Genomic DNA, 13,696 nt, shown 5'->3' with positions numbered 1-13,696 from the left:
CTTATTGAGAGGGTGCTAATGTAAGCGTGAATTTATTTTGCTCATTTCTACGCAGGGCTGAAACAGAGACATTGGTAATCCAATTTAGTTCTTCCAGTTTTTTGACAACATTCAATGTGTTGACTTTGCCTTCAGTGGTAACTTCGAGTGTGGCTCCTTTAAAATCCCATTCTTTTAAGACTAAGTTAAAGGGTTTAAATACACTCTCGATATCGGCCATGAGCATCAATTGCTGCGGGTAATCAAGCAAAAGGAGTTGTTGTTTGCTTTGTTGATTTAAGCGCTCCGCTGTCGCTCTCGCATCTAAAACATCTTCTACACTCGCTTCTAACAACTTCGCACGGTCATTGACTTCGCTTAACGCCCGGGTAGCGACTACCGCCCCGGTAATTAACCAAACATATGCGCAAAGTACAAGAACGCCAGCGCCCAAGAGCATGGTTTGTTCCCAAGGGAGTTTTTGCAAAATAGACCAGGTTTTATTTTTTGCTCCCCAAGGTGTGGTTAATTTTTCTGGAACAGGGTTGTCTGCGGCTTTGTGACAAATTGCCTGAATTTCCTGCCAATTTAGTTTGCAACTGCCGGGAAGTTCAATAGATCTGATAAACAAGTCGAAACGTTTGGCGTCGGGCTTTTTGCCAAACCATTTTTCAATAAACAGAAAACCGTCAACCCACAATTGGAAGATAAATCCTTGTTCGGTGGCCGGCAGCCACACGGCAGCGGTATCTTCTTTGCGGGGAAGATAGACACTTTCGGGGAGAACGGAAATCGCCTGTACACCCACTTCTTCAATGCTGCTGTTAACCCGTTCTTCATCCCAGGCCCATACGCCGGCAATGCCGTTTCCCCAGACAATGTGAAAACCCGGAGTGGGAAAGGGGGCCCACCGTCTGATTTGCATGGTCAACGCGCTTTCTTTTTGTTTCGCGGGCAAACCCGATATGTCAAAAACGCGGTACAGACATAGATTTCTGCCAATAATCCACTGAGCACGCGTCGTTAACTTCTCTGGAAAGATAACATCCTGAGAAGCCTGCAAGTATTGGTTAGCGGAGAAGGTTTGTTTGAGGTTGTTTGGGTTCAGCAAGAGTATCAGATTCCGAAATAGGCACTATTAAATCTCGACTTACGATCCATGGCGTGTCGCCGACTCTAGTCGTTGGCAAAAAGTATACATCAATTTCTCTTTTGAGTCTTGCACCCTCGGGCCAAAATGAAAAGCGAAGGTACTGAGATGAAATCACTCTGATTTTATCCAGATGAGTAAAGAAATTGAGCCCCGTGCGTTGTGAAACATCCCTGAAGTTTTGGTAGGGGCCATTCTGTCTTTCTTCAATAAATTTTTCAGCGGCAGACTCATCTAAATCAAAAGCTATCTGCGCTACCAGCCTGGGCATCGCGTTAATATTGTATGGAACGACATTCGCGGTGGTTAGAGAAGACAATAGTTCAGTGTCAGACCACAGCGCTGACAGGTCTTTCCACCCGAGAACGTGCTGTAACTCGAATTCCGTAAAAAGGTTTGTATTGGGAGGCGGGGGCAATTTTCTTTGTTGATACTGGAATGTTTCGGCGCCATTAACCCTTAGTACGTCGTCTTTGTCGATGTAATCTTGCAACGTAGAGACCAAGCGATCTTTCGTGGCGGGGTCAGTATTGATAAAAGACAACAGTGACTCGGAATATTGCGTAGAAGGGGAGTTAACCGGTATTAGGCCGGCTAGATCCAGCGCTGAGAATTGCGAAACGCCCAGCCCTTTGTATACCGACGCGTCTATTGCCAATTCATTTCCCTTTACGGTAGTGGTTTTGGCACCCATGTCATCAATAATTGCGCCACCTAAGAAATCGTCCAGTGACATTCCATTGACTTGGGTGGCCGAACCAGCGTCGTCAGGCAGGTTGATGCCCGCGGTTGTGGCATGCTCTGTTGCAGCGATATACAACAGTATGTCACGGGTAGCAATGGCGTCGATATTTCCCCGGTGGTACTGGTCCTGCGTGATCGCCCTGTTAAGGCTGGTTTCCACCCATAGCGCGAACGCACTCACCATGAGGATCAACGCTGCCATCACCCAAATAGACGCCACCAGTATAAAGCCTCTTTGCGTACCTGTTGGTTTCATCATAGGGCAAAATCCGGTTCTTTAATGGCGTTACTTGTTATCGATACATACCAAAAGAATTGGCTGGTTTGACTGGTATCCATTATCACTACCCCCTTAGGCAGAGGGTGCGTTGTTGGCCCCGCGAAACTAAAAAGCAAACTGGCGTCATCTTCATCCTGGGGCCAGTTGGAAACAAATTCACCGTTGGTATTTAAATATCTGAATTCAGGTTGGACCTCGCGCCACTGTATGATGGGGACCGCCGGCTCAGCCGCTTGCTGATAATAAAGAATCGTTTGGTCGCCATCTTCCTGAAGCGACCACTTTACTTTGGTGGGGACGCCGGGCATACCGTTTAACGGCTGTAACACAAGACCGGATAATTCAGTAGGAGACCCTTTAAAATCGGCCCCGTCGGCATTGCGACTATAGTGAAATGAACGTGTCACCAATCGGAACCAATGCTCTTTGAGCTCGGTGTTTTGTATTTTTACCAATTGATTTCTCAGGCGTTCCTGTATGCCTATTACATAGCTGAACCCCTGCATAAGCAGCACGGAAATTAAGCTTACAAGCAGTAGCACTACCATCATTTCCAGTAGTGTAAATCCCGCCGACCTGTGTGAAGTTGTTGGTTTGAGCTTCATTGTCAGAAACTGCTGTCGGGCAGGGCGCGGTAGCCCACTTTTATCATGTCGAAGGTGACAGTGTCATTTTCTTCATCGACAACGGTGACAGCAACGTTATAAAGCCCAAGTTCAAAAGGCGTGGCGCCGCCATTCATATTTTTGCCTCGCTTTACTGGCTCTATTAACTCGGCGTTCCACGAAATAGTTAAGGTTGCAAATGTCTGACTACCAGATGGCCTTAACATCACGTTGATGTCGGATAAAAATTCCGTCACATTGCGTTCCAGGTAATTGTCATACGCGTTACTTTCGAGTTTGGTAACGGACAACAGCAGGTTATTGATCCACGCAAAGGACGTCATACTGAGCATGGTGACCAGCATCAGTGCAACAATCGCTTCGAGCAGAGAAAAACCCCTTTGCGATGAATTGAATGGACAGGTTCTCACGACTTACATTACTTTCGGTTGACACAACGGAGCGGTCAGTTTTAGCCTGACTTCTCTATCGCCCTTGGTAAATCTCGCTTCACCACCAGAGCAATATCCAAAAGGGCTGTATGTTACATCGTCAGCATAAACCGGGTCGAAGGCCCAACCTTCTGGCAGGGTTATTAAGTCTGACGCCGGTTCTTCGCTCAATTGAGACAACTTAAATGCTTCTCCCCGCTGGAATAAGGCAAAAGGGAGGCTCTCTAACTGAAATAAAATTTCATCGCGCTGGAGGGAAAAGCTGACTGATTCGTACAATTGCATCAGACGCGGTGTTGTCAAGCCCATCAATAGCCCCATCAACACCAAAACAATAATTAGTTCCAGTAGTGTATAGCCCAAATTACGTGTTTTCGATGACGCCAGCGTAGATATCATTGATTACGATTTATCCGCAATATAGCCAATGTCAGCATCGTAACCTTCGCCTCCCGGCTTGCCATCCGCGCCCAGCGAATAAAGCTCAAAAGGTTGATTTTTAGGCTTGTTCGTCGAATAGATGTAAGGTCTGTCCCAAGGGTCAATAGGTACTTCATCTTCCAGATATGGTCCGTCCCAATTAGGGTTTGCCGGGGTACTGTTGTTGATCAGCAGGTCCAGACCTTCTTCATTGGTGGGAAAACGACTGATATCCAGGCGCATGGTTTGCAGTGCGCCTTTAAGCATGACAATTTGCGCTTCTGCGGTTTGCACTTTTGCTTTATCAGCTTGTTTAAACACCCGCGGACCAACTAAGCCCATCAGTAAACCAATAATCACGAGCACAACAATCATTTCAAGCAGTGTAAAACCGCGATTTTTGGTATTTTGCATCAGAACCTCGTAGTTATAAGTGGTTTAGAAAAAAAATTAAATAGCGATATCATTGGCACTCGTTATGGCCAGTATGATACCCATAATTATTACACCTATCACTACGCCTATTACCAATATAGCAATGGGCTCGATGAGTGACAGAAGTGTTTGCATACGCTTTTTACTGGCCTGGTCGTATAGACGTGAAACCGAAGCCAGTGTGATGGACAAGTCTCCCGACTTTTCGCCTACCTTCACGAGATTAACCGTGGTAGGTGACACAACGTTTTCCTGTTGCAATGCAGCGGACAAGGCCACCCCCGATTTAACACTGGATTTCACCTGTGCCAGCCTGGCTTTTCGCCATGGAATACGGCTCGACTTAGCGGCAAGGGTTAACGCATCCAGCATGGGTACTTTACTGGCAAGCAGAATACTCAGCATTTTAGACCAAACAGCCATATCACTTTCGTTTAGCCAACTACCAACGACCGGCATTCTACTAAAAAAGTTTAGTAGAGGTATTTTAAATCGCTCCTGAGTGAAAACAAATACCGCCCCGGCAATGAGTGCTCCCAGGCCAATAAATACGCCTAATTTGTTTTCATTCACCCAAACGCCGGACGTTATCACCAACCATGCCAGCGTAGGCATTTCATCTGCACTGCTTAGTAGTGAAGCAAACTTTGGTACCACAAATAAAAACATGATGCCAACGGCAATGACGCCAGACAACACCAAAATACTGGGGTAGATTAAGGCGCTACGCGTTTCTGACTGTACCTTTAAATCGTATTCCATTTGCTCTACACCTTGCTCGATAGAAGCGGCAAGGCGACCGGTTATTTCGCCGGACTCGATGAGATGATGCATGTAATCCGGTACTTTAAGGGCAGTATTGCGCACCGCCGCAGAGAAGGCTGTACCGGTTTTCAACTGTTTCAGGAGTTTCTGGAAAATATCCAGTACCGCTTCGGAGTGGGCAGATTCGCATTGCGCTTCTATCGCTTCTTTAAGGCTAACCCCTGCCCGTAACATGGTCGCAATTTCGTAAAACACGAGGATAACGTCGTTTTTGGAGATTTTGTTGCTACGGCTTTTAACGGGTTTGTTGGTGTTTCCGTCGTCTATGTCTAACGCCGTTACACTTAAATTGCGCGCTTCCAACTGACGGGCGGCGGCACGAAAACTCTCGGCTGCAATCGTGCCGCTGATTTTTTCGCCGGATTTATCGATGCCTTCGTATACATACTGATTCATAACTCGCCTGCATCACCCGTACGACAAACCCGGAATACTTCTTCAACACTGGTTAAGCCCATGTAGGCTTTGAGCATGCCATCTTCGTATAAGTTCCGGTAACCCTGTGATTTTGCCAATTCGTACATTTCACTCACCGGCCGTTGCGCCAAAATAAGTGCACGCATTTTATCTTTAATTTCGATGAGTTCGTAAATACCTATTCGCCCCCGGTAACCCGTTCCCTGACACTCGCTACAGCCTTTTGCCACACGCCAGGCGGCGGGCTGCTGAAGCCCGCACTGTTGCGCCAGTTGCGCGATGTCCTGAGCGTCGGGGGGGAGCGTTGTCGCGGGCTCTGCACAGTGGTTGCACAGCTTGCGAACCAGGCGCTGGGCCTGAGTGGCAATAACCGGCGTCGCCGCCATAAAAGGTTCCACCCCCATGTCAATCAAACGGGCAAAGGCGCTGAGCGAGTCGTTGGTATGTAGCGTAGATAACACTAAGTGACCGGTAATAGAAGCTTGCATGGCAATTTCGGCTGTTTCTAAATCCCGTATTTCACCGATCATGATAACGTCCGGATCCTGACGCAATATAGTGCGTAAGCATGCGGCAAAGGTTAATCCGATCTCTTCGTTGGTTTGGGTTTGGGTAATGCCTTCCAGTTTAAATTCAACGGGGTTTTCAACGGTAATAATTTTTTTATCGTTTTCGTTTGACTCATCCAGCGCTGTATAAAGGGTGGTGGATTTTCCCGAACCGGTAGGCCCGGTAACCAATACAATACCGTGCGGCTGGCGAACGAGTTTTGACATCATCGCCATTTGATCCGGTGCCATGCCCAGTTTTTCCAGGCTCAACTGTTTTCTGTCTTTGGGGAGCAAGCGAAGTACCATTGATTCACCGAACACGCCCGGTAGCGCTGAAACCCGAATATCAATTTCCTGGCCGCCAGCCCGGGTAGAAATGCTGCCATCCTGAGGCAGGCGCCGTTCGGCAATGTCCATACCTGATATCAGTTTAATTCGCGACACCAGCGCATCAAACTTTTCCCGTCCCAGGGTTAACCTGGTGGTTAATACGCCATCGCTTCTGAAGCGAACCCGGAAACTGTGCTCTTCCGGTTCAAAGTGAATGTCTGACGCATTGGCGTCAACGGCTTGGGCAAACAGGTTATTCACCAGTTCAATGGTGGGGGCTTCTTCTGCCAGTTCCTTTAAATAGCTTTCGCTTTCAGATGCGGCAAAACTGTATTCGTTTTTGAACTTGTCGACACTGCGGGCGAGGGCATCATAATCCTGGGACAAGACAAAACCTGGCATTATCTCCATGGTGGGGCAAAGCATTTCCAGTGAAGATAGCAATCCATCTGCCAGGGGGTCACGAGACGCACAGATGAGTTTGTTGTCGGTAGATGCCGTTTGCCACACTAACACTTTCTGGTCGAGCATCCATTCGATATCTATGTTGTGTTCCCGGCAGCATTCTACGATGTGCAGAGGCTCGGGGGTATCGAGATTGTGACCTACCAGAGGTAAATCCAATTGTTCCGCAAGGGTGGTTAGTACCAAGGATTCCGACGCTGCGCCAATTCGAATGAGAATGGCACCAAGTTTGCCACCGATCTCCGACTGAATATTCAGGGCCTTTTGCAAATCGGCATCCGATAAAACACCTTTTGCCTGTAGGCGTGCCCCAATTGTATTAACCATTCATTTTACTCTAAAACAAGTGTGAACTATGTTGCGGGTAAGCATAGTAATGCATGGCAAATACTAACTCAACGTAACAGAGCGAATTGTTCTTCATCCAACTTCGCGCTGGTCGTTAAATGAACAACAAAAAACAGTAACGGGCTTTCGCGTATATCCACTAATAATTATGTATAGCGATTGCCGTGCGCAGGCCGTGGGGTGTCACCAAAAATTCATGCTAGCCGGTAATTTCGTCTGGTGTTGTTTTAAGTGTTTGTTTTGTAAGTGTAATATTGTATTATTTTGTGTCGGTTTCGGGCCAATAACAACGGTTGCAAAGTTCACAAACCGCTGCTATGTTATCGATATCACATCAATAACTAGACTATTTACCTGAAAATCATAGTTAAATTGATGTAGAGCATGAATGAGGGGGTTGACTTCTTGTAAGTTCAGAATAAACTCTTGGTGTGTGAAAGGCGCATCAATCACTCGGGTGCCCTATCTCAATTGATGCGTTTAGTAACTAGTTGAGGCATTTGTTATCAGTACGTGCGCTAACTGCAACAAAAACTATAGCAAATGATCGAAACGGCTTAAGCTTTATAACGATATTAAGGATTTAATAAATGAAACTATTTAAAAGAACAGCGCTCGCAGTTGCACTTTCTGCTGCAGCCACGGCTCCTGCTCTGGCCGTAGACGAAGTATTGGAATTCACTGGCGGCGGTAACGCTACAGTAGTTCTTGCCGACGTAATCTTCGGTAATGGTAAGCCAGGTACAGGTTCTGAAGAGACTCTGATCACTGCGCCTTCAGTTACTTTCGACCTGACTAACAGCGGTGCTAACTTAGGTGATGAAGGTACTGCTGCTTCTGTAGCAACAGTTAAGTTCACCCTTGGTGGTGGCGCTGTTTTTGGTGAAGATTTATCTACTACTACTCTGGTAGATGCTTCTAACGGTGGCGCTGGCGCATTCTCACTGACGAATACCGTTGCCGTAAACGATGTTGAATATCAAGTTGTTCAGGGTGGTGCTATCGGTGATAACACTATTACGTTCGAACTGACTTTTGATGCAGATGATGACGTACTGGAAACAGTAACGTTTGAAGGTTATGCTGTTAAAAACCTGACTTCTGCTCTGAACCCAGACAGCGCGTCTAAAGTGGTTAAGTTAGGTGTTGAATACGTTGAATCAGTCGATGGCGCTGTAGGCGACGATATCGCATCAACTGCAACTGACACGCCACTGGTAATCTTCGGTTCACAAGCACCTGTAGATTTGGAAGCAACCCCGGTTGACTTCACCAGCACTGTTCGCATTAACGTTGGTAACGGTGAAACGACTTTCACTGATGCAAACAGCAACTTCACTTCAGCAGAAGACGGTCGTTCAGACTTCGACCCTGCAGGTGACGTATCTCTGGTTAGCTTAGGTACACTGCAACTGTCTCTTGAAGACGTTGACACCACTGTTTTCACCACTGCACCTGTTGGTAAAGTGAAGAAAGAAAACGGCGACGACTTTGACTTCCAGGGCGGTGACGTTCACTCTCTGTCTTTCGCTGTTGGTTTAGGCGAGTTGCAAGAAGGTTCTACAGTATTCCTGAGCTCTTCAGCTGACTGTTCTACTACAGCTTTCACTGCAAACACTATTTCTGACGATGAACTGACTTCATTCGACATCGAAATTTCTGGTACAACTACTGAACTGACTTCACCTTACGAAGTTTGTTATCAGGTTAAAACTGGTACTGATGCAGACACCATCCCAGAAGTGGGTATGATTACCGCTACTTGGAACATCGATTTCTTCAACGCGCGTTATGACAACGTAGAAGAAACTGCTGGTGAGTTCGGTGACTTGCTGCGTAACGGTTGTATCGCTAGCTTCTTCAACGTACCTGCAGTTGGTAACTCAGACATGGCTTACATCCGTCTGACTAACACTTCTACTACTAACGAAGGTGACATCCGCGGTACTCTGTACGCACAAGATGGTACTGTACTTGGTCAGCAAGACCTGACAATTGCTCCGGACTTAGCCGTTCACGCAACGCAAATCTTCTCTACTGAAGGTGCGGACCGTACAACTGCTTCTGGTCAGGAAATCATCGATATCGAATCTGCATTCGGTGTAGACGGTGCTACTGAGTATAAAGGTCGTGCACGCTTGGTACTGAAAGGTGCTTTCGATACTTGTGAAGGTCAAGGCCTGATCCGTACTGCTGGTGGTTCACTGTTCAACATGACATCTACCACTCAAGGTAACGAAGCAGCATTGCCTAACGCTGGTAACAACGGTAACTAATCCGTTCTTACTCTTGTTAGAAAAAAAGGTGGCTTATGCCACCTTTTTTATTGCCTGCTGTACAGGCTCAATTACATCTGGTACACGGTAATGCGTTAATTTACGCTTCGTTACTGTATTTCAAACAGTGCATCGCATCACCACATAGCAAATCGATGGCGTATTTGTCTTCTTCAGTAATGTGGCTTTGTTGATTGTTGGTTCTTACCGTTGACAGTACTTTATTTGACAGCGGGCGCGCCTCAATATATCTGCTAACCGCACCCATGGTTTCCTTAGGGTTTGCGGTAAGATCTTCATAGCGCACCAGGTGAATGCGGTCTCTCACCCGCAAAATTGATTCCACTAAATAATTAAACAGGAGCGCTCTGCGAACGGGCAGATGGGTTTCTTTTGAAATAGCGTGTAATTGCTGCTTTTGCCAGGTTGCTAGCAGTGGGTCCTGCGTATCGGTAAAGGGGATAACCGAAAGGTCAACGTCTCGCAAATGAGGAAAGCTGGCCACCCAGGATGAAATAACCTTGTAAGGATGGCGAACCATTACAATTTTCGGTATGTGGGGAAGAGAGTGGCAAAGCACTTCCAACCGCGATAAATAGGCAAGGGGGTTTTTCGTTCCAAGGTGGAAGTGAGGGTGTGAAACACGGGGCCGATAAGCTGTGCGGCTGTCTGTAATACGTGTATCTTCAATAACCTTCCCTTGGGCGTCTACTTTGTTTTCAATGGGGCGATCTAATAAGATATCTGTTCGCAAGCGCCGGTAATACAGAGAAAGCGCGTGACCTGCCATGTGGTCTTTCAGGTGGGAGAAAATTTCCCGGGGTTCATTAATCACCACCATATCAGCGCTTTGATGCAGTAAATTACACAGCAAACTGGTTCCTGAACGGGGTAGGCCGGAGATCAAAAAATCTGTTTTTGCAGGCAGTTTTCCAGCTAAGCGGTTGACAAAGGAGAAGGGAAAACGCGCCGGCTTTTGCACGACGCTGTGGCGTTTCGCACGAACTAAAATGGCTTGCCAGGCTGTGTTTTCATGAATGAGCGCCTGAATATGCGGGTGTTTTTTCGACAGGGTTTCAACCAGCGTACAAAGTGCTGGCTCACTGGCAATCACATCTGGCGAGTGATAGTGACAAAACACGGGAAGGTGGGCTTCATTCAACGGTTTTAAGTGTGCCGGGAAATTCCAGTGTTCACTCAGCACGTCGAATTTGTACGAAAGCGCTTTTGCCGCCACTGGCAGGGTGATTTGATCGAGCCATGGGCGTTTATGGGTAACAGATGCACATGCGTCAACCAGCTTTGCTATTTCCAACCACTTTTTCGAAAATACCTCGCCATTTGCAACGCAAACCAGGCCAGCATTAAAGTAAGGCAAGGCAACGTCGCGAGACACCGTGGTGATCACCCGTTCTGATGGGAGCTCGGCATCTATCATCTGATAGATGGTTTGCCATTGGCTTGCACTGCCTTCAAAAGTAGACAAGTCAGCAGGCTTAGATTTTAAACCACGGGTTTGAAGGCTATCCACTGAAAATGCTGAAAGGCACAGAATATCGCTGTCGATAAATACTGTTACCGGCGCTTTGGTACCAACGCCAATAGCAGCTAATTTATTGCCAATGGGATATTCTTTGCCAAAAGGACAATCAATAACAACCTGGCGTACACCGAGTTCGTTGAGAAGCGCAGAAGTTTTGGCTGATATGTTTCCCCATAAGTCGGGATCCGGTATCGCAGCGACCATATCAATCGCCTGCTGTTCTGTAGCAGAATGATAACGCAGAGACGCGGCTAACAAGAGCGCTTTTAGCTCAAGCTCTCCCTTTTGGCAGACAAATACGATACACAATTCGGGGGCCATACGAATGAGTTCCTAAGGGTTATTGATCAGACGACAGGTTAAAAATGATAGCCAAAATATGCAATGTCTCTCGCGAAACGGGCTTCTACGAGCGACCGCGTGTTGACATTATAATATTCGCGATAACGCGCGTGACCTGATTTATTTACGTGTGGCAATGCGTGGTTTGTCTCAATGCACATAAGATCGCACATGCGTGTCACGTCGTTATTCAGATCTTCAAATCGGCCAATAAAATCAACGGCAACGTTGCCGTTCGCATCTAAAAGATAATCAAGCTGGTTGTACAAAAAAGGCTTCCAACCTGCGCGATCCTGGGCTTCACTGCAATTTTCAATAAATTCAGAAAAGGATGTGGACTGTTCAAGTACCTGTTGCCAAAGCAAATTATAGTTGGGGTTCTGGTCTTTTTCTGCGCGGGTAAGTACCCTGCCATGTTCGCGGATCATCGTGTACCAGGATACCAGACGGTCAAACGGATTCCTGACAAAAGCAATGGTTTTGTAATTGTTTATGCTGTTACCCAACAGGGCCTCGGCTCGTATGAAGGGGTCGTGGGGCCGGCCTAACTCTTCTAAATCCGGAATGGCCTGAGTGAGGAAGTGCGTTAGGCTGGTGCCCGCTGTCTTTTGAATGTGTATAAACAATAGCGAATGTGAATGGCTTATTAGCATGAGATATCAGTTGAGTTTATAGGTGAGTCGGCATAAACAAATTTACGATGTGATTTACGAATTTTGATAAGTCTGGCCATTATAATGTTAACCAACCCACACGGTTTTTATTTTCTTAAAAGTGAGCTTCGCCTTTTCACCCATAGTCAATTTTACGCTTGAAAGCAATACCTCGGCACCCGGAGAAGAGCGATTGTCCATTGCTTGTTTAATCAGCGTTGAATATAAAGCCTTATTTTTCGCTCTTACATACTTTAGCAGTTTCGTGAGATCTGCATCAACAGCTAAGTTATCGGCTTGTTTGGGGAGCCTATAGGCGCTAACCAGTTGCATTAGCTTTTCTAAATCGAGTGATTCGTTAATATTTGCAAGGTGGACTGCTTCATCCTCGATGATTTTATTCGCTTCTGCCAGTACCGTTTCCGACATACAGCTAAATGCTTCCTGGGTTTCACTATACTCTTGTAAAATGATATCCAGTCGACGCCTGACGTTAGCGTCTGCAAAACCGTTGCAAAGCCTCATCAGGAATAAGGCACCGGGGCTATACCGACGGTTCAACTGAAAGTCATTTTCTGCGGCATTTGCTAAATTCTCAATATTCAACTGGTGCAGAAAGTCAGACAATAAAGTGCCGCCGTAAAACAGTTTATTGTCGAAATAGGCATAATTTACTTTGCATTTAAATTCATTGGCAATATTTGACACGATTTCCAGAGCGTTGAAACGTATTTTCTCGGGGATGGAAAAAGGCGAAGTGCGTAAATGCCGTTTTACCTCTTGGTTGAATGCAGATTCGATAAGTGCCAGAGGATGCCTAATATAAAAAATAAAGGTCGCCTCTGGTAAGCGAGAGAAAAACCAAATCAGATAATAGTAAAAGTGCTCTGATGACAATAGTAAAGTACTCAAGTTACTGTTTTCAAATTTTCGAACAGTATCTCGTAACTTGGTGTCATCAAAGTAGTAATTGCCAGAGCTAGTATCGAGACTCAGAATGTGCTCAAAGTTCCCAGAGCTAACGCCATTTTCATCTGCAGTATGGCTGGGGTAGAAGATATCATGCTTATTGAGGCTTAACGCGTTTTGATTAAGCCAGGATTGAATCGCCGATGTCCCAGTTTTAGGTGGGCCGAGGTGAACAATTATTTTCTTATCTTTTGCTATATTGATCTGATTTTTTTGTTGGTATCGCTTCCATTTTTCCAAAAAGAGAGATTTTGCTTTCTCGTAAATCGCATAGTCATTCGCATACAATTCTCTGATATTGATACGGTCTTCATCGCTAATTTGACTAACGTCACAGATGTCGCTATCTGGCAAGGCACTGTATGGAATGCGATAGAGATCTACGTTTAGGTAGTCAGCGTACAAAAGCACCGATTTATGGAAACATTCGCGAATGCCAATAAAACCAAAATTACTGACCTCTGTACCATTTAATAGCTTACTATAGAAATTTAGGCGCTGCTTATTGGTATAGAACGCTTTAAACGTTGTCGAGGTATCGCTTTTTAACTGCTTCATTGTGCAATAGGCGGAGTACAGTCTTTGTGTGGGCTCCACCAACATAAAAGCCATGGCGCTGGTGGTAAAACCACATGACAGTTTGTCCCCGAGTTTTTCGTGATGAATGGTATTAATACCATCCACCCCTGAATATTCATCAAGTATTTTTTTTAATCTGCTCGTATCTGTATTTGGAATCATGACGAGAGATGTTGTCGCACTGTGCACTATTGCTACCTCAGTATGCTCTCACTGGTTTTCTTGTGCTTTATATTTTCTTGTTTGGAACAAAATCTGCGTGTTGACGTAGCGATGTACTTCAGTTTTAACTGCGAAATTATCCATTGAAAAATCTTAGTTGTAAAAGCTGCT

General features: G+C 45.9%; 12 protein-coding genes. 1 reads left to right on the top strand and 11 read right to left on the bottom strand.

The genetic code is table 11. From position 1 onward, the window contains the following. Position 1: 1 nt before the first annotated feature. The 8 genes from KO518_RS16500 to KO518_RS16465 are packed head-to-tail and all read right to left on the bottom strand — an operon-like array spanning position 2 to position 6,980. Complete coding sequence (locus KO518_RS16500) at positions 2 to 1,090, bottom strand: hypothetical protein (protein WP_216026967.1); 1,089 nt, start codon at positions 1,088 to 1,090, stop codon at positions 2 to 4. Continuing rightward, complete coding sequence (locus tag KO518_RS16495) at positions 1,050 to 2,132, bottom strand: type II secretion system protein GspK (RefSeq protein ID WP_216026966.1); 1,083 nt, start codon at positions 2,130 to 2,132, stop codon at positions 1,050 to 1,052. Before KO518_RS16495 ends, KO518_RS16500 begins: the two co-directional genes overlap by 41 nt. Next, positions 2,129 to 2,758, bottom strand: coding sequence for a prepilin-type N-terminal cleavage/methylation domain-containing protein (locus KO518_RS16490; protein ID WP_216026965.1), 630 nt, complete (start codon positions 2,756 to 2,758; stop codon positions 2,129 to 2,131). The genes KO518_RS16495 and KO518_RS16490 overlap by 4 nt, the downstream gene beginning before the upstream one ends. A 2-nt stretch (positions 2,759 to 2,760) precedes the next feature. Continuing rightward, complete coding sequence (locus KO518_RS16485; RefSeq protein WP_216026964.1) at positions 2,761 to 3,189, bottom strand: prepilin-type N-terminal cleavage/methylation domain-containing protein; 429 nt, start codon at positions 3,187 to 3,189, stop codon at positions 2,761 to 2,763. A gap of 3 nt (positions 3,190 to 3,192) precedes the next feature. Further along, positions 3,193 to 3,609 (bottom strand): prepilin-type N-terminal cleavage/methylation domain-containing protein, encoded by a 417-nt coding sequence (locus KO518_RS16480; protein WP_216026963.1) that lies wholly within the window; start codon positions 3,607 to 3,609, stop codon positions 3,193 to 3,195. Between the two features lie 3 nt (positions 3,610 to 3,612). Beyond that, the gene (gspG, locus tag KO518_RS16475; protein WP_216026962.1) at positions 3,613 to 4,044 is read right to left on the bottom strand and encodes a type II secretion system major pseudopilin GspG; all 432 of its coding nucleotides are present in this window, start codon (positions 4,042 to 4,044) and stop codon (positions 3,613 to 3,615) included. A gap of 36 nt (positions 4,045 to 4,080) precedes the next feature. Beyond that, a complete protein-coding gene (locus KO518_RS16470) occupies positions 4,081 to 5,286 on the bottom strand; it encodes a type II secretion system F family protein (RefSeq protein ID WP_216026961.1) in 1,206 nt (401 codons plus the stop codon). Next, entirely contained in the window at positions 5,283 to 6,980 is a 1,698-nt protein-coding gene (locus tag KO518_RS16465; RefSeq protein ID WP_216026960.1) for a GspE/PulE family protein, read from the bottom strand. The genes KO518_RS16470 and KO518_RS16465 overlap by 4 nt, the downstream gene beginning before the upstream one ends. A gap of 611 nt (positions 6,981 to 7,591) precedes the next feature. Between KO518_RS16465 and KO518_RS16460 the strand changes: the two genes are divergently transcribed. Next, complete coding sequence (locus KO518_RS16460) at positions 7,592 to 9,277, top strand: hypothetical protein (RefSeq protein WP_216026959.1); 1,686 nt, start codon at positions 7,592 to 7,594, stop codon at positions 9,275 to 9,277. 100 nt (positions 9,278 to 9,377) lie between these two features. On the opposite strand, the gene KO518_RS16455 is transcribed toward KO518_RS16460, so the two are convergent. From KO518_RS16455 to KO518_RS16445, 3 genes are all read right to left on the bottom strand, one after another. Beyond that, positions 9,378 to 11,141 (bottom strand): sulfotransferase, encoded by a 1,764-nt coding sequence (locus tag KO518_RS16455; protein ID WP_216026958.1) that lies wholly within the window; start codon positions 11,139 to 11,141, stop codon positions 9,378 to 9,380. Between the two features lie 38 nt (positions 11,142 to 11,179). Beyond that, positions 11,180 to 11,815 carry a sulfotransferase family 2 domain-containing protein gene (locus KO518_RS16450; RefSeq protein WP_216026957.1) on the bottom strand — a complete coding sequence of 212 codons (636 nt, stop codon included), beginning with the start codon at positions 11,813 to 11,815 and terminating at the stop codon, positions 11,180 to 11,182. Between the two features lie 87 nt (positions 11,816 to 11,902). Beyond that, on the bottom strand, positions 11,903 to 13,552 hold the full coding sequence (locus KO518_RS16445) for a hypothetical protein (protein WP_216026956.1): 1,650 nt from the start codon (positions 13,550 to 13,552) through the stop codon (positions 11,903 to 11,905). Positions 13,553 to 13,696 lie beyond the last annotated feature (144 nt).

Source organism: Aestuariibacter sp. A3R04 (genome assembly GCF_018860805.1).
In the GTDB taxonomy this organism is placed as follows: Bacteria; Pseudomonadota; Gammaproteobacteria; order Enterobacterales; family Alteromonadaceae; genus Alteromonas.
Note: the sequence above shows the minus strand (reverse complement) of the source record. Positions and strands in the feature narration are given on the sequence as shown.